Here is a 22,040-nt window from a genome sequence, read left to right on the forward strand (position 1 = left end):
TTCCTTTGAGGACATAGAAATTATAAAGTATATCACCATGATTTTTTTACATAAATTCTATTTTCCACTAAATAAATTTGAAAACGATAATAAAATTAGGAGGGTTACGATGCCCCAGCTTGATTCCTTACATCCCATAGTAGAAAAAATAATCAACAATATTGAAAAATTAATGGTTGGAAAACGAAAAGAAACAATCTTAGCCTTGACAGCTCTCTTAGCTGAAGGTCATGTACTGTTAGAAGATGTTCCCGGTGTCGGAAAAACAATGCTAGTACGTGCTCTTTCTAAATCAATTGATGCCGATTACAAGCGAATTCAATTCACACCTGATTTACTGCCGTCAGATGTAACAGGTGTTTCGATTTACAATCCAAAAGAGCTCCAATTCGAGTTCAAGCCCGGACCAATTATGGCGAATTTTGTACTTGCTGATGAAATTAATCGTACATCTCCAAAGACACAATCTGCCTTACTTGAAAGTATGGAAGAAGGCACTATCACAATAGATGGCATTACAAGATCGTTACCAAAACCTTTCTTTGTAATGGCTACACAAAATCCGGTCGAATATGAGGGAACATATCCTTTACCAGAAGCTCAGCTCGATCGTTTCTTGTTGAAGCTAAGAATGGGATATCCTACACCAGAAGAAGAATTTGAAATTTTAAACCGGATGGAAAAAACAAATCCACTCTCTCATTTACAAGCTATTACTACAATAAAAGAATTACTTTATTTACAACAAAGCGTACGGGAAATAAGCATGGACAAAGCAATCAAGCATTACATTGTAAAGCTTGTTAGTCAGACTCGTTCTTATAGTTCTATACAGCTAGGTGCAAGTCCACGCGGCTCAATCGCTTTAATGAAAGCTTCACAGGCTTATGCATTCATCCATGGCAGAAATTATATTATTCCAGACGATGTTAAATTTTTAGCTCCTTACGTTTTAGCTCACAGACTCATTCTAAAAATGGAAGCAAGATTTGAAGGAATAACAGGAGAACAAGTTATCGCCAAAATCGTTGCACGAACTACCGTGCCAACTCAAAGGACGATGAACCTTTGATGAAACGACTACTACGAGCACTACATCACGTTACCAAGTTATTGCTAATCCCTTTATGCCTAGTCTTAACATTTGTGTACGCTATGCTTCAAGGAGGATTTGTAAGTTGGTTTTTGTTTTACAGTACGATTCCTATTGGTCTTTATTCACTACTACTCCCCTTCTACGCTTTACGGCACGCTGAAGTAAAACGAATAACAAACAAGAACGAATATGTAGCCGGAGAACAATTTTTAAGCACTATTACAATAAAAAGAAAATTTCCGTTTCCCTTACTTTATTTAGTTATAGAAGATGAACTGCCATCACAATTTACAAGTTGTATACAAAGAAAGATGAATAAGGTAATACTCTTTCCAGGATTAAAACGAAATATTTCGTTTCAATATGTGATTGACACACTCCCTAGAGGAGAGCACACTTTTTCAAGCGTACGTGTCAAAACTGGCGATCTATTCGGTATGATGGAGAAAGAAGTAACTTTTTCAGTTCCAGATACATTTTTAATCTATCCCCAGTACGTAGATATAACGTATCGACAATTGGAAAATCATTTCGAACAAGGAGCGCTTTCAGCAAATATAAATTTAGCAAAAGACTCTACAATCTCTGTCGGTGTCAGAGACTATAAACCTGGTGACCGCTTTTCATGGATTGATTGGAAAGCAACTGCACGAACAAACAATATTATGACGAAAGAGTTTGAACAACAGCGCAGCCATAATATCATGATATTTATGGACAGAACTGAGTCCCCTCTATTCGAATCAGTCGTAACGTTTACTGCCTCTATTGTGAGGGCTGTCTTGAAGCAAAATTCACCAGCGTCATTCGTGTCTGTCGGAAAAGAACAAACTATTTTCCCTTTAGACAATGGAGATACTCAGTTGCAGCAAATCTTTTGTCATTTAGCCAAAGTACAAGCAGACAGTGTATTCCCGCTCTCTCGAAGTGTAGAAATGGAATTACGAAAAATTTATGAGCCTGTAACGATTATACTCGTGACAAGCGATCTTTCTCCAGATATTCAAAAGGCGGCTGACTGTACTGCTATAAAAAACAGAAAATTAATGGTGTTTGTCGTGAAAGAAAAAGCGAATCAACTCTCACAGCGAGAACTCAGTATACTAGAAACGCTACAAAAACGAAAAATATTTGTAAACGCGGTTTATGAAAACCGGTATACAAACGTGTTTTTTGAGGTGAGCAAATGATAACATTACAAACAAAATACCAATGGGATACGAGCAGATTCTTCATGCATGTATGTGCACTTCTTCTTTTACTAGAATGGCTAAGACCCCTTATAGCTATTACAAACGTAGGTAGATTAGATATTTTTGTAATATTTATAGGAATTTGCTTCACACTCTCTTTTTTTCAAACAAGGTGGCAGATTCCAATAAAGATCGTCACGATATTATTCATCATTCATTTCCTGTATTATAAAAATACTTTTATAAATCCATCTTGGTTAACGAAATTTTTTACTGATATTTCTCGAAATTCCTCCCTGTTTTTCCAAGGGAATTTGCTAGATATTTCTCCCGTTTTTCCAACATTATTATTTTTTCTATCATTTTGGTTTTTGAGTTCTTTCAGCTCTTTTTTGATGATTCATAAAAAACGTGGGTTGTTATTTCTTGTATTGACTATTATTTATATCATAACTTTTCATAACTTACATTTATACAATGCAAACTACGCTATTATTCGTACTGTTGTCATCGGCTTTTTTATGCTTAGTCTTCTTCAAATAGAACGAATAAAAGAGATGGAACACTTACAAAATTATGCTAGAGAAATCTCAAAATTACTTAAACCTCTTACAGTATTTATTGTATTGTCAGCAACCATCGCATACTTTGCTCCAAAATTTGGTCCTCAATGGCCAAACCCAATGAATTTTTTAAAATTCAACACATACGAAGCAAGTAAAAAACAAGAAGTTGCTACAATTGGGTATGGTTTAGCTGACTCGCAATTAGGCGGTCCTTTTAAGGCGGATAATACAATTGTTTTTACAGCACAAACGCAAAACAAACAATATTGGAGAGTAGAAACAAAAGATTTTTATACAGGAAAAGGCTGGGAGGTTTCTGAAAAGCCGAAAAAGGTTTCTTTTAAAAATAAAAACGACGTCGTGAGTTGGTACGAACAAAATACAAAAACGGAGACAAGCGAAGCAACAATCACCATGCAAAAAAGTTATCCTCACCTTACCTATCCAGCAGGATTAGTATCAGTTGAGGCTTCTTCTGATGTATCATACAGTGTTGACCCATTTTCAGAAAAAATCTATACGATGCACGGAGACTCTTCTACTACTTTAAATTCGTATAAAGTAACATATGAGATCCCGGAGTTTTCCATAGAAAACTTGAAAGCTGTAAAAACGAATGAAGGTCAGGAAACAAGTTCTTATTTCATGATAAAGTACACACAACTTCCCGAATCATTACCGCAGCGAGTAAAAAACTTGGCTGTCAATCTTACAAATGATAAAGACAACCGATATGATAAAGTATTAGCTATTGAAAATTACTTTACAGACAATTCTTTTGTATACGAAACAATGAATGTCTTATACCCTGCCAAAAACCAAGACTATGTAGATCAATTCCTTTTCGATACAAAAAGCGGTTACTGCAATAATTTTTCGACATCTATGATCGTGTTACTTCGTTCTGCCGGGATTCCTGCTCGCTGGGTAAAAGGATTTACAGAAGGAACTCTGGAGAATACACTTGCTAGTACAGAAGGTGAGAATGTTTATAAAATCGCGAACAATAACGCACACTCTTGGGTCGAAGTATATTTCCCAGGATACGGATGGATTCCATTCGAACCAACAAAAGGATTTACCAATCCCTATAATTTTACAAATAATACTCCTGCTTCTCCTTCACAAAATAACGAAGTAAATAATTCTAATAACGAGCCAATACACCAACGGAACAATGAAGCAAAGCTCAAAAATTTAATAGAAAATACAGAAGAAGCCTCTACTAAAAAGATCACAAATTCTAAAAATGGGTTTTCTTGGTGGTACGTATTCCTCTCTGCGATGCCGATTAGTATCATCGGATACATTCTCTTCACCACTAGAATGAAATGGATTACATTTTTTATTATTCTTTTCTATAAATACCGAAAAGATGATGCTGTTTATCAAAAAGCTTACGGTGCACTTTTAAAACAATTTGCGAGAATCGGCATACCACGGGGTGAAAGTCAAACATTCCGAGAATACGCTCTCCACATCGATACACTTTACAATTCGGCCGATATGCAACAACTTACTTTCAGTTATGAGAACGCTATGTATCAAAAGGAACAGGCCGCAGCCGAATGGAAGACATCCGTACACTTATGGGAAGTGCTTATGAAAAAAGCAGCTTCTCTGCCTAAATCAAACGACTACGATAGAGTGATTTAATCTTGATAATGTGAGTTTAAAGAAAACACCTCAAAGAGCTACTTTGTTCTTTGAGGTGTTTTTTAGTAAACATAATAAAAGATAGCTAACTCCTAATTATTCCCCAAGCACCTTCTCAATCTCAACCTCTAAATCCACCGGCTTCGTCTGCGGTGCAAAACGCCCTACTATTTTCCCGTCTTTTCCAATTAGAAACTTAGTAAAGTTCCATTTCACTGCTTTCATACCGAGTAAACCTGGTGCTTGTTCTGTCATGTATGTATAGAGAGGATGAGCCTTATCACCTTTCACATCAATCTTCGCAAACATTGGGAAGTTTACACCGTAGTTCAATTCACAAAAACTAGTAATATCAGCTTCTGTGCCTGGTTCTTGTCCCCCAAATTGATTACAAGGGAAACCGAGTATTTCTAGTCCTTGGTCTTTATATTTATCATATACTTCCTGTAACCCTTTATATTGTGGTGTAAATCCACATTTACTAGCTACATTTACAATAAGAAGTGCTTTTCCTTCGTAATCTTTTAACGATTTTTCTTCTCCTGTTATTGTTTTAGCTGAAAAATCATAAACTGTCATTGTTCATACCCCTCTCTTCACTATCATTCTATGTTTATACTATACTACATTCGTGAATATACAGCTCTTATTACGTACTCACATACCGGAATGATAGCGCTTTATTTCCGTTCGAAAATTCGACACAATATACTAGACTTTTATGATGGAAAGTTTTACAATTAATTTGTGAACAAAATGTGACAGTTTATATTTCCATTATAATAGAAAAGGATGGTGTTCATTATGAAAACTGCACAACATGAAACGATTTCAAATCGCGAGTTTTATTTCGTACTATATATGATGTTATTGTATGTTATTGGCTGGGTAATCGATGTAAATGGTTTATTTTTAAGCTCCTACTTTAATTTAGCAGGAGAAATTATGCTTCCGATCGTTGGTGGCATTGTTGGACTGTTCGTTATGTCTATCAATAAAGAACAAACGAGATAAAGTGAAACTTTAATCAGTGGGGGTTTTCTTCATCCCCACTGATTATTAGCCTTCACCAATCGGGCTTTTACGGGCAGTTGATCCCCACCTAACTTCTTTGCTTTCGCTGAATTTTGAGGTGGGGGTCTTACTGCCCGGCGAATAGCGGGATAACTACATTACAAAAGGGCAGAAGACGAGCTTTCGTTTTCTGTCTTTTTCTATTTTTAGCGTATAATAGATACATACCGTATATAAGGAGTGGTAAGTATGAAAAAAGTAGAACAACTATCTTCTCATCTATATCTTATTGATGATTATGACTTACAACATGATGAACGCACAGGTACATACGTTTTATTAGGTGACGATATTACTTTAATTGAAACTTGTGCGGCCCCTTCTCTTCCCTATATTTTAGACGGCTTACAGCAATTACATATTAATTTAAATGATGTAAAAAACATTATCGTTACACATGTTCATTTAGATCACGCAGGCGCAGCAGGGTTAATGATGGAAAAGTGCCCAAATGCTACTCTATTTGTGCATCCACGCGGGGCTCGTCATATGATTGATCCAACAAAACTAATTCTTGGCGCAAAAGCTGTGTACAAAGAAGATTTTGATAAACTTTTTGATCCAATTCTTCCAATTGAAGAAGAACGTGTTCATATTGTACAAAATGGTGATACATTAAAAATTGCAGAAGACCGTACACTCACATTTTATGATACACCGGGACATGCGAAGCACCATATTAGCATTCACGATTCATTAACAAACGGCATTTTTACTGGCGATACAATAGGAATTTATTATAGAGAACTCGCAGACCTTGATGTAGAACTATATCTACCATCAACGTCTCCTTCACAATTCCAGCCAGATGCGATGATTGCCTCTAAAAATCACATTCAAAGTATGAATGTAGATACTATTTATTTCGGTCATTACGGCGCATCTGCTAATGTAACAGAAGCATATAACCAACTTGAACATTGGTTACCTATTTTCGTTAATACTGGAAATGAAGTTTTTCAAAAACATACTGATTTTGATGAGGCTACTAAGGCATTACAATCTTTACTAATGGAGAAAGTCTCCTCTCACCTTACAAAGCTAAACGTTCCATCAAATCATTCTGTTTATAACATTTTACATCTTGATTTAGAAATTAGCGCGATGGGAATTATTGATTACTTAACGAAGCAAACAAAATCTACAATTAACTAATAGAAAACGAAGATATATACAACGCCATTATCGTATATATCTTCGCTCCTTGAATATATTTTTTAATAAAGGATGGTGGAATGGAATGCAAAAAGTGATACTATACCTCTGCTTTACATTATTTATCATCTTATTATTAGTTGTAGGTGTTAAAATTCAATTTTATTTAGATACAGACGCGCAAGTGAACTTTAACGTTTATCCAAGGTTATTCTACTTTACACTCTTCCCTCTTTTAGTCGGCATTTTATTACGATTCCTACAATCCATTAATCGCGAAACGGGTAAACAAAATTGGAACTTTCAGCTGGATAAATTTATCGCTATTACGTTGCCTACATTAATCATTTCCTTTTCTCCAGCTCTACTCTTTTCACCAGTTGGTGAATACCTACCTTATTTAACTAATATTATTCTTGTGAATACGACTTTCGTTACCATTATTAGTTTAATAGCTGGTTACTCGCTTTTAGATTGTTTTATACAAAAAAACAAGGAGAATAGTAAGGAATATAACTAAGTGATTTCTCACTTTCACTTTATTAAGCAAGTCAAGGTAATTCTGTCCCTGACTTGTATGCAAAAGAACCTAATGATCAATTTTAAAATTTCGTTGGTTATGGTGGTTTTATTTATAAGTGCAATACATGCGGTAAGGAAATTTAAGTAATAACAAAACGAGTATGAAATCGCATAGATTTTATACTCGTTTTTTATTGTTCATATATTTAATTGGTAATAGGAAATTTCTGTTAAACTAAAGAAAATCGTACGCTAAATCAAAATACATTTCAACCAAGGGAGATTTATTATGTATAAATTAAGGGCTTTCTCGTTTCTAACATTTATCGCAAGTGTATTTTCTTTCTTTATTTTAAGAGGGCCCAATGCGAATTTATCGCTACTTATTATGATTCTAAGTATACTTTCATTCCTCGGAATTATATTTGCGATAGCATCAAAAAATTGGTTATTCGGAATACTTGGTACTGCATTAAATGGAGTACTACTGGTAGTTGTATATTTCCTATTGATAGCAAAAGGAATAGGTGGTTAATATATTTGCATTTCAATAAGGAAAGCTCAAAGCTAAAGCTATGAGCTTTTTACTTACCTCACCTTTTCATCTATATATTCCATTAAAAAATGTGCTGTCTTATATACTTCTTGAATCGTTTTATCATACAACTCACTATACGCTTCTTTATTGCCTGATAAAGTTAATTGGATTAGTTCTGTGTATACTGTTTCATCCTTCATATACCATCCCTCCTTTGTCCTACACTATATATTGGCAAGCAAACTGTATTTCGTTCGATTTCTTTCAAAGATTTTTCAAATAAATTAATATAAGGGTGCAATGGCTTCATAAGCTTCACTTATAACCCTGCATAACAATTATATAATTTTCCAATTCTTAATGAAGATTTAAAATGATTTATATAGTCAAATTTAGGAGGATATTATATGAAAGCTATCATTGTAACTTCGTTCGGTGGTCCTGAAGTGTTGAAATATACGGACATGGATATTCCTACAATTTCAGATAATCAAGTTTTAATTCGTGTTGTTGCTACTAGTATTAATTTCGCCGATATTAAATCACGTTATGGCAAAAAAGGAAACAAATCCTTACCTTTTATCCCAGGAATAGATGCAGCGGGTATTGTAGAACGCGTAGGTTCTCATGTAACAAATATTTATCCTGGCCAGCGTGTCATTGCTTTCCCTCAAAATGGCTCTTACGCTGAATATGTTGTCGCGAACGAAAATCTTACTTTTGTATTACCTGATGAAGTTGACTTCCAAACTGCAGCTGCCTGCCCTATCGTATCTTTTACAAGCTACAATTTACTTGCAAATGTTGCAAGACTTCAGCAGGGTGAATCTGTTCTAATTCATGCCGCTGCTGGAGGAATTGGTACTACCGCGATTCAACTCGCAAAATTATTAGGGGCTAAAAAAGTAATCGGGACTGTCGGAAGTGAAGTAAAAAGAAAAATTGCTTTAGATGCTGGGGCTGATTATGTTATTTGTCATCAAGATGAAGATTTTGTAGAGAGGGTAGATCAGCTTACAAACGGAGAAGGCGTTAATATTGTTTTAGATTCTATTTCTGGTACTGTGTCCGAAAGAAGTTTAGACTGCCTTGCTTATTACGGTCGTCTCGTCCATTTCGGCAATGCTAGCGGAGAAGTTGGTATTTTTCAAACGAAAGATTTACACGCAAGTTGCCGTTCTATACTCGGTTTCAGCTTTGGCACTACACGGAAAAAACGTCCTGAATTGCTTCAAGAAACTGCGAATCAAGTTTTCCATTATTTACGCGATGGAAGTTTACAAATTAAAGCTACGAAATCTTTTCCTCTTCAAGATGCAGGGAAAGCACATGAATGGGTCGAAAGTAGACAAAGTACAGGGAAAGTAATACTACACGTTCAGACAGCTCCCTAAAATGAATACATGAAATAGAGGTGTTATTCATGGGATCACGAATTATGCATATCATTATCGCGAGCGGTATTGCTGAGAAACTTTCTATTCAAGATAAAACTTCTTTCTTACTTGGTGGTGTAGCTCCTGATGCTGTTCATTCAAAAGAAGAAAAAGGAACTTCACATTTTTATGCTGGTACAACGAAGAACTATACGAGAAGAATAGATTATGATTCATTTATTCATAAATATGAAGAGCATATGGATTCCTCTTATATGTTAGGTTATTATACCCACCTCATTGCCGATGATAATTGGCTAAGTGGATTTTTTCTACCTTGGCTACAAAACAGAATTGAAAACGACGAAACTATCGTGCCTATGTACTATAACGATTTTAAATTATTGAACGCACAATTGTTGCATCATTACGATAAAGAACAACAGCTCTTCGCCCTACTTAATCAAGAGGCTAACATTGTGAATATCGAGGAGGCTTCTAGAGAGAATGTTTTAGCTTTTCGACAATATATTTTTGAAGATATGTTGTATCCAGAGCAACATTTGCATGAAGACTTACAAGTATTTACGTTTGATCAAATCGTTGGTTATATTGAAACAACTATTGAAAAAGGTGCATTTTTTATTAAACAACTCTCTAATGAAAAATTCCCTTCAAAGATTTAATCCCCCTCAATATATTTGAGGGGGATTTTCACATAGCAATATTATTATTGGTTCTTTTCCATAACAGCAAAATAATTCCCTTCACTATCAGCAAAGTTAAACACTTTACCCGAAGGCATAGTTACCATTGCTCCAACTGTAACATTTTTATTTGTTAAATCTGCATATAGTTGTTCCAGATTTTCTGAGAAGAACATTAAAGACGGTGTACCAAGATTCAATTCTGGGCTCATTTTAGAAATAACTTCTTTATTATGTAGTATAATGCTGGTTTCTGCACCCTTAGTCGGAGCGATTTCAATCCATCTCATCCCTTGTTTGTTATCTTCCTCTGCGACTACATGAAACCCTACCTTTTCCGTCCAAAAATTTACTGCCTCATCTTGATTACTTACATACAACATAATTTGTCCGACTTTATGAATCATTTCATTTCCCCCTAATGATTTTTATATTCTATGTAGGTTTCTACAAGTTCTTTTATTATTCCTTTTTCATTCAATTAAAAACAAAAAAGACGCAACTATAAGTAGTTACGCCTTCCCCATTATTTATCTAGGTTTTTTCTTACCAGTAAAAGCTGGTTTCTTTTTCTTTGGTGCTGGTGGTTTCGATTCTACAAATGTTCCTTTGAACATTTCTTGTTTCGTAAACACGATACCTAATTTTTTCGCAAATTGAAGTAATTTACGCTCTTCTTGTTCTGTTACAAGAGAAACGACTGTTCCTTCTTTACCCATACGTCCTGTACGTCCAGAGCGGTGAATATATTGGTCTACTGTGTCTGGTAATTCTAAGTGAATTACGTGTGTTAAATCATCGATATCTAACCCACGTGCTGCAATATCAGTAGCAAGTAAAATTTCTAATTTCCCGCTGCGGAATGCACGCATCGTTGCTTCACGTTCTTGTTTGTTCGCTTCTGCGTGAAGAGCTGCTGCTTTCATTTTACGGAATTGCAATTTCCGAGTAATTTCATCTAAGCGGAAAGGATCATTTAAAAAGGCAACTGCTCTTACATTTCCCATATGCATAACTCTTCTAATATAATCATTTTTTTCACGACGTTCACAAACGATATACGTATGTTCAACTAGGCTCTTTGCCTCTGCACGTGTTACACGAACTAATTGTGGCTCAGTTGCCAAATCACGTGCCGCCTCTTCTGCAGCTTTTGTTATTGTCGCCGAGAAGAATACTAATTGACGATCGCGCATCGTTGATTTAATTACATCAAGTACAGCACCCATCATCTTTTGTTTTACAATTTGATCAAACTCATCAAATACAATCGTTTTCACTTCATGCATCTTTAATTTTTTCATACGAATCAATTCTAAAATACGTCCTGGTGAACCGACAATAACTCTTGGGTGTTTCTTTAATTTTTCAACTTGGCGCTTAATGTCTGCACCACCAATTAAAGACGCACCTGAAATATCAGTTCCCGCTGTAAACTTTTGAACCTCTTCATGAATTTGCATAACAAGTTCACGAGTTGGCGCTACAATTACAACTTGAGCTTGTTTTACTTCAGGATTAATTTTATGTAAAAGTGGTAATAAGTACGCTAATGTTTTTCCTGTTCCAGTTGGAGATTCAGCAATAACGTCTTGTCCTTCTAAAATAGTTGGAATCGCTTGTTTTTGAATTTCAGTAAATTCTTTAAAACCAGCCTTTTCCCAAGCTTGTTGTAAAAATGGTTGCATATCTTTTATCATTTGTTTTTCTCCTTTATCTCTATTTTTGAAGAAAATGTTGTATTGTTCGCACCGTTTCTATCATGTGTGAAATAACAGCTATTAAATCATCAACATGGTCTTCTGTAATCGCTTTTTGAAATAGAACCTCTACCTTATTATGATATGAAATCGCTTGCTTATTATATTCGTATGAAATTTTCTGCGTAATCATTCGCTCTTTTCCCCATATAGAATGCAATAAAGTTTCAATTTCTTCACATCCTATCTCTGGTTGCTCCATTTCGAACGAGAATTCCAGCTTCATTTCACAACCTGGTATAAACTGAGGTACTTCTAATATTTCACCTGATAAATTCTTTGCATCAACAGATAGTGAAAATGTCGCCTCTACCATCGTGTTAAATGTTTCTGTTAGTTGAAATGAAATACTATACATACGACTTAATGAAGCAAGGTCCATCACATCTTTTCGATCTGTTACGAGAATATCACCGTGTAAATCGAAATCATAGACAGCTCCTTCCACAATTACCTTTAAATTTTCAAAAGCAGTTGGATCAAACATAATTTCCTCCAAAAAACAGGCGCCTTTCGATGGAAAGGCGCCACTTGATGTATATATAGTTTACAGATAAACGAGATGAATTACAACCTTTTAGAATAAACCTACTGCTTTTCCATCTTCATTTACATCCATTTGTAGTGCTGCTGGTTGTTTAGGAAGGCCTGGCATTGTTAACATTGTTCCTGTTAACGCAACGATAAACCCTGCACCGATAGATGGTTTTAATTCACGAATTGTAACGATAAAGTCAGATGGGCGACCTAATTTTGTTGCATCATCTGAAAGAGAGTATTGTGTTTTCGCCATACAAATCGGTAGGTTACTCCAGCCTTCTCCTTCATATTGAGCTAATTGCTTGCGTGCTTTCGGAGCAAATTCAATATCTTTTGCGCCGTACACTTTTTGAGCAATTGTACGAATTTTTTCTTCTAATGGTAATTCTAATTCATAAAGTGGTGCGTAGTTGTTTTCACCTTTTTCGATTTCTTTTAACACTTTCTCAGCTAGGTCAACTCCGCCTTGGCCACCTTTCTCCCAAACTTCAGTTAAGGATACTGCATAGCCACGCTCATTGCACCATTCTTGTAAGTATGCAACTTCTGCATCTGTATCAGTAATAAATTTGTTAATGGCAATTACGAAAGGAACACCGAAGCTTTGAATTGTTTCAACATGCTTCTGTAAGTTCTCCATACCTTTTGCTAACGCATCTACATTTTCTTCTTTTAATTGATCTCTCGCCACACCACCGTGCATTTTAAGCGCACGAATAGTCGCAACAATAACTACCGCTTCTGGTTTAATACCAGCTGCACGTGCTTTAATATCTAAAAACTTCTCAGCACCTAAATCTGCACCGAATCCAGCTTCTGTAATAACATAATCACCTAATTTTGCTGCCATTGTCGTAGCGATAACACTGTTACAACCGTGAGCGATATTCGCAAATGGTCCGCCATGAATGATAGCTGGTGTATTTTCTAATGTTTGTACTAAGTTCGGTTTTAATGCATCTTTTAATAGAAGTGTTAACGCTCCTTCTACTCCTAAATCTTTAACTGTTACAGGTTGATTTGAAAAATTATAAGCGACAACAATGCGAGATAGACGTGATTTTAAATCTTGAATATCTGTTGCAAGGCAGAATACGGCCATAATTTCAGATGCTACTGTAATATCAAAACCGTCTTCACGTGGTACACCTTGAACCGGTCCACCAAGGCCAATTACTACGTTACGAAGGGCACGATCATTTAAGTCAACACAGCGTTTCCAAACGATTTTACGCGTGTCAATTCCAAGTGTGTTTCCTTGTTGGATATGATTATCAATAAACGCCGCTAATGCGTTATTGGCAGTTGTAATCGCATGAATATCTCCAGTAAAGTGCAGGTTAATGTCTTCCATTGGTACTACTTGAGAATAACCGCCACCTGCTGCTCCGCCTTTTAATCCCATTGTTGGTCCAAGAGATGGTTCGCGAAGTGCAATTACTGTTTTCTTACCAATTTTATTAAAAGCTTGCCCTAAACCAACTGTTACTGTTGATTTACCTTCTCCTGCTGGAGTTGGGTTAATCGCTGTTACTAAAACAACTTTACCGTCTTTCTCATCTTGTAAACGCTTAAAAATATCAAGAGATAACTTGCCTTTATAATGTCCGTATGGCTCTAGTTCTTCTTCTAAAATATTTAAATTAGCTGCAATTTCTTGAATCTTCTTCATACTTGCTTCTTGTGCGATTTCAATATCGGATTTAACTGTTGTAGTAGTTGTCATATACCCTAGTCCCCCTTTAATTGGTTCTGATGATATTGTATCAGTTTTTTGTATTTTCTGCACTTTTTTACCTCCTAAAAATTCTTTGATTTCGTTATACGTTTTTTAACATAAATACCCATAAGAACGTTAACGCTTGTTGTAACTCTGTAGGTAGTTGACCTAACATCTTCTCATTTACTCCGCGCTTATATACGCCGGTTCCATCTACAACTTCAAAACCTTGTTCTTTTGCTAACTGTTCAAATTCCCAAGGCATCATCGTATTGCAAACAACATCTTTGCCATATAGGCGAGGATAACTGTTCTCTCTCGGTTTTGCTGTCGGTCCTAAAATTGCAATACATGCGTATCCATCTTTCTTTAAAACACGCTTTATTTCATTTAATGCTCGCAATGGCTCCTCGGTCCATTCTAAAGAATTAATTGCCATAATTGCTTCAAATTTCTCATTTTCAAATGGCAATGAAGAAAGATCACCTTTTATAAAAGATAAGTTTGGGCCTTCTCCGCGTTCCTTACCCTTTTGAATCATAACTTCCGATAAGTCCACCCCAACCGCTTTGTACCCAGTAAGACTTAATTTATATGTACCATACCCATCACCACAGCCAACATCTAACACTTGTACTTCCTTTTCCACGTACTGCTCAAAAAATGGAATGATTGTACTCCTGCTCCCGCTATCCCACATTTCTTGACTATTTTGATTCCAAAACTCTGCATTGTTATCCCATTTTTTCTCTGCCGATTCATGCCAATTAAACCTCGTCATACATTCCCCTACCTTCAGTTATTATCATTCATTTCATTCTACATCATTTTCCAAAATTCCTGTTTTATCCCGCATTAACGAGCAGTAGAATTCGGCGAATGCGAGGAAGTTAGGTGGGAGATAACTGCCCGTAAAAGCCCGATTGGTGAGGGCTGATAATCAGTGGAGGATGGACAAAACCCCCACTGATTAAAGTTTCACTTTATCTTCATAAGGAGATGAATAGGATAACAACGGAATCTATTTTCTCCAATTTTTGCTTTACTTGGGTTTAACTCATACTCATATTCTGTTCCTTATGAAAGATACTATAGATACACCCAATTGAAAGAGAGGGATGTACATGCGAAGAAAGAGAAATCATCATTTTAAAAGTGGTGAAAAAAACGAAGAGTATGCAGCTGAAATATCTCCAGCTGGTATTCCGATTAGACATGAGCGCAAAGAAATTGCAAATGAAATAGAAGGTACAAACACCGGTGCAATGATAGGCTATGTCGCATTATTTCTTTCGTTATTCTCCATTGCTTTTTATCCTGTTACACTCGGCTCCCTTGCTATTTTAGTTGGCTTATTAGCTGTCAATTTTGGGGCGAGAACACTTGGATATACCGCAATTGGTTTTGGCAGTTTTTCTGTTTTATTCACTTTACTATATCCGCTTGCTTTATCAGTGTTTTAAAAAAAACACACCAAGTTATACTTGGTGTGTTCATTCATGATACAACATGATATGACCGCATCCACAACAATGCTTCGCTGTAATTTCTTGAAAAACTGGATAATTTTCTTCATCTCTATGCTCAATAAACACCTTTTCAAATCGGTACATGTTTGGCGCATATGCCCAATCTTGTTTCGTACGTGCATATAATGTTGAAGAAAAAAATTCCTCACCACCACAAACGATACATCCCTTCTTCATCAATACCCCTCCTATGCTTGTCTTACTTCATCTATATGAACATAAGCATAAAAAAAAGACCTTCTATTACTAGAAAGTCTTCTCTGAAACAAAAAGAAATGTACCGAATATACCTACTCCGCTATATTCTTTCATAACACCAGCTTCTGTTTTATACGTTTGCTTTACAGTCATAAAGAAAACACCATTTCGTGCATCAATACTTTCAAACTGTAATTTCTCTTTTTTTTCATCTACATTTTGTGTGCATTCAAAGCTATTCTCGTCACATTTCAATGCATACTTATCCTCTAAATACAATTTAAAATCTGATTCTTTCGGACAAGTTATAAGTAATATCGCCACGAGAATAATACTTACAATACCCACAATTGTATAATATTTCTTCATTTGTTCTCCTTTCAAAAGACAAGAAAACTTGACTTCATGCGCCAAGTTTTCTTAGTCTACAACCCATTGCCACTCTTGTTCTTTCTTATCAAAAATGAGCCAACCCGTTTCTGTTGCTTCCGCTTTCAATTCATCGATATTATCTAGTACCTCATCCGTACTTTCGAATGATCCTACTACATATACCGGAATTTCAAGACCTCTTCTCGACTCAATTTTCCCCGCTAAATCAATGTATAACCCATCTTCCATTAACGGCATAAGCCCAAGGATAACTTCCTTTGAAATTGCTGGGAAAATTTTTGATTTTTGGAAGAATGTAAAACGTTTCTTTCCAAACGAACCGAGTTTATATGGAATCACTTTACTTAGCATTCCTACAAAATCACCGATTCTACGGTAATACACTTTGTTGTACCAACCGTCATCATGTGAAAAATAAACGAATCTATTCTTCAACAATGGGAAGAACGTTCTTCCAAGTGGTTCTTTTTTGTGAGCCAAATATAATAATTCTGCAATTTCTTTTGGCTCTAACTCATCTAAATCGCTTGCATCATCGAAATCTACCCAACAAAATTCATCAAATTCATCAATCTCTGCTTGAATGAGTTTATGTATGTTTTCTTCCTCAACATATTCAAATAAAGTATGATAATGAAAATCTGTCCACTCAAAATTATGCTTTAAAAGCAATACTTGATGAAGCGGTGAAGGGATGTTACTTGCAAACTCTTTAAACGTAATTCCAGATGTAATAAAACAATGACCCCGACGATTACCATTAATATATATCATATTGTTTACTTGGTCAGATCCTCCAGACAAAGCACCTAGCCACCTTCGTTTTATATGTTTCAATTCTATAGCATATTTTAACATGAAAAATTTTAGAAACATAGAAAAAACTTCAAAAACTATTTACAATTTCATGTGTTTTATTACATACTGATTACAAGAAAAAACGCCTGCTCATAAGCAGGCGTTTTTAAAGGATATCATCTGGATTTTGAGGGTGATGATTTCCCTCTTTCTTTTCTTCTTTTTGGAACATCGATTGAATTTTATCAATTGTTTGCGGAGCTAATTCAATTATTTTTTCTGCTAAATGTGTCGCATTTTGTAAATGAAGAATATTTACCCCATCTTTATTCACGACTAGAAATGCTACTGGTGTAATTGACACACCACCCGCACTACCGCCACCAAATGCAGGGGTACCGTTCGCTCTTTGTCCATCATTCGTCTGGAAATCAGAACCTCCTGCTCCAAAACCGAACGCTACTTTAGAAACTGTTAACACTACACCACCGTCAGCCGTTTGAACAGGCTCTCCAACAATCGTATTTACATCGACCATTTCCTTCAAATTTTCCATTGCTGCTTTCATTAATCCTTGAATTGGATGATCCACCGTTCATAACCTCCTTTGTCATATCTTTCCTAGTTTTTCCGAAAGTTGGTGAACTAAACATAAAATTTTATATTGATTTCAAAAAACTTAAGTTGTAATATTTAGAAAAAAACAAAAGATCAATTCACTATAGTATGAAAATTTACAAAGAAAAATCATGAACTGGTATTTTCTAAAGGAATAAACAGCCCTTAGCTTATTTATTATTGGAGATTATAAAATCACATTTTATGTAATAACTCTTAGAAATCCCCTTAACCCTTTTATCCAGTTACACTCCCTTACTTAAAGTGCCTCTCCTCGTTATTCATTTTTTTATACTTTACTTTGTAATCTTTATACTCTTTTTTTGCATCTTGATTATTACCTTGTTGACTGTCAAAGTATGTGTGTATTTGTGTTATGTGTTCTACTAACTTGCCTTCTTCATTTCTCTTTTTATAATTCATTACAATACTTACTTCCAATATCTGCTCTGAACCATTTGTAAACTCAATATGCAGTGCGATCGATCCACCACCATATTCATCATATCGTATTTTCAACTTATCATTAATAATACTTTGAAACTCTGATTCAGTTAGTTTATATCCAACAGTACTAGGCTGACCAAACTTTTTTATATCATCTCCTGGCTTCATCTTTAGTTTCCCTATCCCTTTTAAACGATCTACAATTAAGTTCACATATGAAACATCCAGACTTGAATCCGTACTTTGTACCTGTCCATTCTCATAACTAATATTTGTACTATAATTAACTTCTTCTTTATAATTTTTATTATCTACTTTCGAGGTAATTTCTTGTGTTGTATTTCCATATAAACTTTTATCTTTCGTATTATATATGCCTTTCGAAGTTTGATAAATTGTTTTACTGTGCTCTCCATCTTCCTTTTGCTCATATGTACTATATATACCTCTTTGTTTCACATACGCATATCCGTCATCACTAGCGGACATAACCTTTTTCATGTCACCTTCATCCAAAGCTTTGACAAATGGCTCATACTCTATCTTTTTTTCAAAAAAACTACATGCTTGTAGTAGGCTGATTACTATTATGATAGTAATCATTTTAAACACCCTTTTTTTGTTCATTTCATCATCACACTACTCTCTACATTTTCAACTAGATAATCTTTTAATCACATTACATAATTAAAATTTCTTTTAGTAGTTAAAATACTTTCCTTTAAACCACTACTTTTTTCACCATTAAAACTTACAATACACACTTTCTTTATGCCTTACGTTTCGATTTACCTTTTTTATTTCTCTTTCGATATCTTGGAGTCTCTCTTTTATGTTGCTCCCATGAAATGTTAAATGACGGAAATTTAAACCTGCAATACGCTAATAGCTGAAATTCTGCTGTACCTATGGCTATCGTATACATTAAAAAGCTCCCTACTACATACATACCTAAAGTATCAAACCCATAATCGTTATGAAAATATATCAAAATAAAAATAGTTGCTGCGTATAGTGTAGCCCCCTTCATCATATTCCCTTTTGTTTTACTAAAGAAAGAAGTAGACCTTTCATCCATACTAAACGCACCTTCACTCGCTTGCTTAAGCGTATCAAGCGTTGTCACAATATGAACAACAACTGCTCCTAAAAATAACAATCCTACATACAATAATGTAACCTGATCAATCGAATTATTAGCTATTTTAGTACCAATCAAAGCTGCGAGTAATATTGTTGCCATTTGAAATGCGTATAATAATACAACAAGTGTTTGTAGCTTTTGAAATTTAAATTGAACTTTTGGAAATAAATATAGAATAAAAAAAATTACTTGCAAAGCATATAACAACACTTCTATCTTAACAATTCCTATATTAAGGAGAACCATACAGTACTCCCAACCACCTGATACAATAATAGAAAAAACGGCTATTGAACTATAAAGTATTCCTCCAAACATAAAACCCGCAGCACCTTCAGGACTTAAACGATCTTTACATGTCATCCTAAATTCATCTAAATCTTCTTCTTTTATATTCCACATCCTGACTTTTCACCTTCTATACAGTTTAAATAATTTTCATTCACTAAAATCCCATTACATTCCTAACTTTTTAATTACATTCATCTTTGTGTAACTAAATTTAGATAATCTTTTATGTATATCATCACTACATTAATTACCGTACATAATCAGAATGCTTTTGTTAGTTCAAATAGCCTTCTTTCTCCTCAAAAGCTCTAAATATTCTTCTCTCTTTCACTTAAGCATATCCCTCATACTCTATTTTTGTTTCCCCGAAACTGCACTCACTTAGTAAAAACGTTACTGTCATCACAATTGTATCGAGATAATATAGCTCTTTAATTTCATCTTCAGAGAGGTGATAACCTCCCATCAACAATATGCTAGGAGGTTATTACAGTTATTTAAAATTTGTTTTTTATTTTAATGGATTCGATTTTTGCAAATAATAATGTTATTTAATTTGAGAAGCGAATATTAAAAAAATACTGCTTAATAACTCGTAATTAAGTCTTCACCCTCATACCTAGGGTCTTTCTCAACTTTACCATCTTTTGTTTTGATGACTTTTAGTCTACCTAACCACTCTGCTCCGTTATATGTCTCTTCACTTACCCATACATTATGCTTTTTACCGTCTACCTCAACTACCAATGTTGGGTGTGTAAACATGAATTCCTTTTCTACATGCCTACCTACAATTTCTGCATGTAATGATGTACCTTCTTCAACTAGTTTACTATTCTGATACCCCTCGATAATAGGTAATCCGATAAATACAAAGAATATCAGTCCAAATACGATCACTTTCTTCTTTGTACTCCATTTATTCTTTTCTTTCAATTCCTTCTGTCTTGCTTCTCTTTCTTCGCGTTCATCCAAACTCTCATTTAAAGCGTCTTCCCATGCCTTGATTTCTGCTTCGATTTCTGCTTCGGCTCTTGCTAGTTTTTCTAGTTGTTCATCGGTTGCTACCATCTCATATGAGTTATCTCCAACCAAACGAATTTCAGTACCATTTTCTTTTACTTTTCGCAAGTCTTTTTCTGTACAATCAAACTCTCGAATGATTTCCCCTTGTGTGTTAACAAGTCTAACGTAAATGTTTTTTTTCTCCTTCTTCTTAAACATCTGAACTCCCCCTTTATTTGTTTCCTATCATAGATAACCCTATTGCAATTAAGATAAAGAAAACGATAATAAGGAAAGTCTTCCCTTTGCTTACTTGTGTTGTAGAACCTTCCAAGACAGCCCATATAAAAATTGGGAAAAGAAGAATACCTAGGAGAATATCAACCAACTTGTTGCTATTCTTCTTTAGTGGTTTTTCTTCTTCTACTATCGGTTTTATCTGAACAGCTTCTTTTCTTATTTGTTTCGGTTTCTTTTTCTTGCGTCTATGATTCACCCAACTTACTCCTTTTAGAATAACTTTTTCCTAACTATAAAAATACCGAAATATCCCCATTTTCATCGTACAGGATAAAATGTATAAATTCTAATTAATACCATTTTTCAAAACATCTATTTAATTTTTTAACAACTTTATTATTCGTGAACAACAATAACTAATTTATTAACAAAAATTTTATTCAATAAATACTCACACCCTTATTTCCTTCTTAATTTATTTCCCCCTTCATTTCTAACTCTTGTGCTCGATGTTTGTTCTTATTTTTTTCAATTACTTTTTCAACAAACTCATTCCGCCACATTTTAAACTTAGCTGCAAATTGACCTTCAATTCTTCAAAACAAATCAGCTCCCTTAGAATGATTTATTATTTTGAAAAGACTTTTCATAATTCAGATAATCTTGCTTAGCTGCCTGATCATTATCCTTTTTACTACTAAAATTCACAGATATTTGCTGAGTATGTGTTAATAATTTCCCCTCACTATTTTTCTTTTCATATACAATTAAAATTATTAATTGTATTATTTGCATTGGATGCTGTTTCGTATCTTTAGAATCGTTAAAATTAAATGCAATTGATGCTTTTTCAAAACTATCATATTGTAAATTCAATTTATCGTTAATTATCTCTTGAAATTGTGATTCCGTTAACGTAAAACCAACTGTATTAGGTTCATTAAATTTCTTTTTATCTCCATCTACTTTCAGTTGTAAACTCCCAACACCTTGCAATCTATTAAAAATTAGTTTTACATGTGAAACATCCAAGCTTGAATCAGAACTGTAACCCTTTCGATATTTATACATAAACCTAGTGCTATATTTTTCTTCTTCTTTATATTTATTATCCTTATGTCTATCTTGTATGTTCGTAATATCATTTGTTATTTTTTGAGTGGTTTCTCCATACAATAAATTTTCTTTCAAATTATATATACCTTCAGTAGTTTGATATAGTGTATTATGAATTCTGTCATCACCATTTTTTTCTGTGGTAAAATCAATAACCCGTTCTTTCACATACGCATACCCATCATCACTTGCAGACATAACCTTTTCATGTCACCTTCATCCAAATCCTTGACAAATGGCTTATAATCTATTTGATTTCCCCCAAAACCACATCCACTTAATAAACTTGCCACTATAGACACGACTATCATCACCTTCGCTTTCCTCTTTAACTTCATACTGTCACCTCATTAGTTAC

The 22,040-nt window shown here is 34.7% G+C and carries 24 protein-coding genes and 3 pseudogenes; 10 read left to right on the forward strand and 17 right to left on the reverse strand.

Going from position 1 to position 22,040, the window contains the following annotated elements; all coding sequences use genetic code 11:
* Positions 1–109: 109 nt before the first annotated feature.
* Genes MKX77_RS13855 through MKX77_RS13865 form a run of 3 tightly spaced genes read left to right on the forward strand, consistent with a single transcriptional unit; the run spans position 110 to position 4,511 of the window.
* Positions 110–1,072, forward strand: coding sequence for an AAA family ATPase (locus MKX77_RS13855; RefSeq protein ID WP_341306953.1), 963 nt, complete (start codon positions 110–112; stop codon positions 1,070–1,072).
* Positions 1,072–2,286 carry a DUF58 domain-containing protein gene (locus MKX77_RS13860; protein WP_341307965.1) on the forward strand — a complete coding sequence of 405 codons (1,215 nt, stop codon included), beginning with the start codon at positions 1,072–1,074 and terminating at the stop codon, positions 2,284–2,286. Before MKX77_RS13855 ends, MKX77_RS13860 begins: the two co-directional genes overlap by 1 nt.
* A complete protein-coding gene (locus MKX77_RS13865) occupies positions 2,283–4,511 on the forward strand; it encodes a transglutaminase TgpA family protein (protein ID WP_341306954.1) in 2,229 nt (742 codons plus the stop codon). Before MKX77_RS13860 ends, MKX77_RS13865 begins: the two co-directional genes overlap by 4 nt.
* A gap of 96 nt (positions 4,512–4,607) precedes the next feature.
* Here the strand turns inward: MKX77_RS13865 and bsaA are convergent, their stop codons facing one another.
* On the reverse strand, positions 4,608–5,090 hold the full coding sequence (gene bsaA, locus MKX77_RS13870) for a glutathione peroxidase (RefSeq protein WP_002065095.1): 483 nt from the start codon (positions 5,088–5,090) through the stop codon (positions 4,608–4,610).
* Positions 5,091–5,315: 225 nt separating this feature from the next.
* Between bsaA and MKX77_RS13875 the strand changes: the two genes are divergently transcribed.
* The 4 genes from MKX77_RS13875 (at position 5,316) to MKX77_RS13890 (ending at position 7,797) form a co-directional block, all read left to right on the forward strand.
* On the forward strand, positions 5,316–5,525 hold the full coding sequence (locus tag MKX77_RS13875; protein ID WP_000844974.1) for a DUF3925 family protein: 210 nt from the start codon (positions 5,316–5,318) through the stop codon (positions 5,523–5,525).
* A 249-nt stretch (positions 5,526–5,774) separates the two neighbouring features.
* Complete coding sequence (locus MKX77_RS13880) at positions 5,775–6,740, forward strand: MBL fold metallo-hydrolase (RefSeq protein ID WP_341306955.1); 966 nt, start codon at positions 5,775–5,777, stop codon at positions 6,738–6,740.
* An 85-nt stretch (positions 6,741–6,825) separates the two neighbouring features.
* The gene (locus tag MKX77_RS13885; protein ID WP_341306956.1) at positions 6,826–7,260 is read left to right on the forward strand and encodes a hypothetical protein; all 435 of its coding nucleotides are present in this window, start codon (positions 6,826–6,828) and stop codon (positions 7,258–7,260) included.
* A gap of 291 nt (positions 7,261–7,551) precedes the next feature.
* On the forward strand, positions 7,552–7,797 hold the full coding sequence (locus MKX77_RS13890; protein ID WP_341306957.1) for a hypothetical protein: 246 nt from the start codon (positions 7,552–7,554) through the stop codon (positions 7,795–7,797).
* Between the two features lie 77 nt (positions 7,798–7,874).
* On the opposite strand, the pseudogene MKX77_RS13895 reads toward MKX77_RS13890, so the two are convergent.
* Positions 7,875–8,000 (reverse strand): annotated as a pseudogene (locus tag MKX77_RS13895) (sigma-70 family RNA polymerase sigma factor); the annotation flags it as partial.
* A gap of 207 nt (positions 8,001–8,207) precedes the next feature.
* Between MKX77_RS13895 and MKX77_RS13900 the strand changes: the two are divergent.
* Together MKX77_RS13900 and MKX77_RS13905 are read left to right on the forward strand one after the other, a co-directional pair.
* Positions 8,208–9,194 (forward strand): quinone oxidoreductase family protein, encoded by a 987-nt coding sequence (locus tag MKX77_RS13900; RefSeq protein ID WP_341306958.1) that lies wholly within the window; start codon positions 8,208–8,210, stop codon positions 9,192–9,194.
* 29 nt (positions 9,195–9,223) lie between these two features.
* Positions 9,224–9,862: a zinc dependent phospholipase C family protein gene (locus MKX77_RS13905; RefSeq protein WP_341306959.1), complete on the forward strand. Its 639-nt coding sequence runs from the start codon at positions 9,224–9,226 to the stop codon at positions 9,860–9,862.
* Positions 9,863–9,906: 44 nt separating this feature from the next.
* Here MKX77_RS13905 and MKX77_RS13910 read toward each other — a convergent pair whose 3' ends face one another.
* The 5 genes from MKX77_RS13910 to MKX77_RS13930 all read right to left on the reverse strand — a co-directional run bounded on the left by MKX77_RS13910 (position 9,907) and on the right by MKX77_RS13930 (position 14,684).
* Positions 9,907–10,290: a VOC family protein gene (locus tag MKX77_RS13910; RefSeq protein WP_341306960.1), complete on the reverse strand. Its 384-nt coding sequence runs from the start codon at positions 10,288–10,290 to the stop codon at positions 9,907–9,909.
* 123 nt (positions 10,291–10,413) lie between these two features.
* The gene (locus MKX77_RS13915) at positions 10,414–11,583 is read right to left on the reverse strand and encodes a DEAD/DEAH box helicase (RefSeq protein ID WP_341306961.1); all 1,170 of its coding nucleotides are present in this window, start codon (positions 11,581–11,583) and stop codon (positions 10,414–10,416) included.
* Positions 11,584–11,602: 19 nt separating this feature from the next.
* On the reverse strand, positions 11,603–12,130 hold the full coding sequence (locus MKX77_RS13920; RefSeq protein ID WP_215556143.1) for a hypothetical protein: 528 nt from the start codon (positions 12,128–12,130) through the stop codon (positions 11,603–11,605).
* 90 nt (positions 12,131–12,220) lie between these two features.
* Positions 12,221–13,909, reverse strand: a complete 1,689-nt coding sequence (locus MKX77_RS13925) for a formate--tetrahydrofolate ligase (protein WP_002031556.1) — start codon at positions 13,907–13,909, stop codon at positions 12,221–12,223.
* A gap of 94 nt (positions 13,910–14,003) precedes the next feature.
* Positions 14,004–14,684 (reverse strand): class I SAM-dependent methyltransferase, encoded by a 681-nt coding sequence (locus MKX77_RS13930; protein ID WP_215556141.1) that lies wholly within the window; start codon positions 14,682–14,684, stop codon positions 14,004–14,006.
* 343 nt (positions 14,685–15,027) lie between these two features.
* Between MKX77_RS13930 and MKX77_RS13935 the strand changes: the two genes are divergently transcribed.
* Entirely contained in the window at positions 15,028–15,366 is a 339-nt protein-coding gene (locus MKX77_RS13935) for a permease (protein ID WP_341306962.1), read from the forward strand.
* A 30-nt stretch (positions 15,367–15,396) separates the two neighbouring features.
* On the opposite strand, the gene MKX77_RS13940 is transcribed toward MKX77_RS13935, so the two are convergent.
* From MKX77_RS13940 to MKX77_RS13985, 10 genes and pseudogenes are all read right to left on the reverse strand, one after another.
* Entirely contained in the window at positions 15,397–15,609 is a 213-nt protein-coding gene (locus tag MKX77_RS13940) for a hypothetical protein (protein WP_002012518.1), read from the reverse strand.
* A gap of 69 nt (positions 15,610–15,678) precedes the next feature.
* Positions 15,679–15,999 carry a hypothetical protein gene (locus tag MKX77_RS13945; protein ID WP_341306963.1) on the reverse strand — a complete coding sequence of 107 codons (321 nt, stop codon included), beginning with the start codon at positions 15,997–15,999 and terminating at the stop codon, positions 15,679–15,681.
* Between the two features lie 51 nt (positions 16,000–16,050).
* Positions 16,051–16,827 carry a hypothetical protein gene (locus MKX77_RS13950; protein ID WP_002085994.1) on the reverse strand — a complete coding sequence of 259 codons (777 nt, stop codon included), beginning with the start codon at positions 16,825–16,827 and terminating at the stop codon, positions 16,051–16,053.
* 160 nt (positions 16,828–16,987) lie between these two features.
* Entirely contained in the window at positions 16,988–17,413 is a 426-nt protein-coding gene (gene ytfJ, locus MKX77_RS13955; protein ID WP_071151211.1) for a GerW family sporulation protein, read from the reverse strand.
* 281 nt (positions 17,414–17,694) lie between these two features.
* The gene (locus MKX77_RS13960) at positions 17,695–18,489 is read right to left on the reverse strand and encodes a DUF3952 domain-containing protein (RefSeq protein WP_341306964.1); all 795 of its coding nucleotides are present in this window, start codon (positions 18,487–18,489) and stop codon (positions 17,695–17,697) included.
* Positions 18,490–18,655: 166 nt separating this feature from the next.
* Positions 18,656–19,432, reverse strand: coding sequence for a hypothetical protein (locus tag MKX77_RS13965; protein ID WP_341306965.1), 777 nt, complete (start codon positions 19,430–19,432; stop codon positions 18,656–18,658).
* A 474-nt stretch (positions 19,433–19,906) separates the two neighbouring features.
* Positions 19,907–20,545, reverse strand: coding sequence for a hypothetical protein (locus MKX77_RS13970; protein WP_016120108.1), 639 nt, complete (start codon positions 20,543–20,545; stop codon positions 19,907–19,909).
* 13 nt (positions 20,546–20,558) lie between these two features.
* Entirely contained in the window at positions 20,559–20,822 is a 264-nt protein-coding gene (locus tag MKX77_RS13975) for a hypothetical protein (RefSeq protein WP_016120107.1), read from the reverse strand.
* Between the two features lie 214 nt (positions 20,823–21,036).
* A pseudogene (locus MKX77_RS13980) lies at positions 21,037–21,162 on the reverse strand (DUF4176 domain-containing protein); the annotation flags it as partial.
* 19 nt (positions 21,163–21,181) lie between these two features.
* A pseudogene (locus tag MKX77_RS13985) lies at positions 21,182–22,020 on the reverse strand (DUF3952 domain-containing protein).
* Positions 22,021–22,040: the final 20 nt, after the last annotated feature.

Source organism: Bacillus sp. FSL R9-9410 (genome assembly GCF_038050385.1).
In the GTDB taxonomy this organism is placed as follows: domain Bacteria; phylum Bacillota; class Bacilli; order Bacillales; family Bacillaceae_G; genus Bacillus_A; species Bacillus_A cereus_U.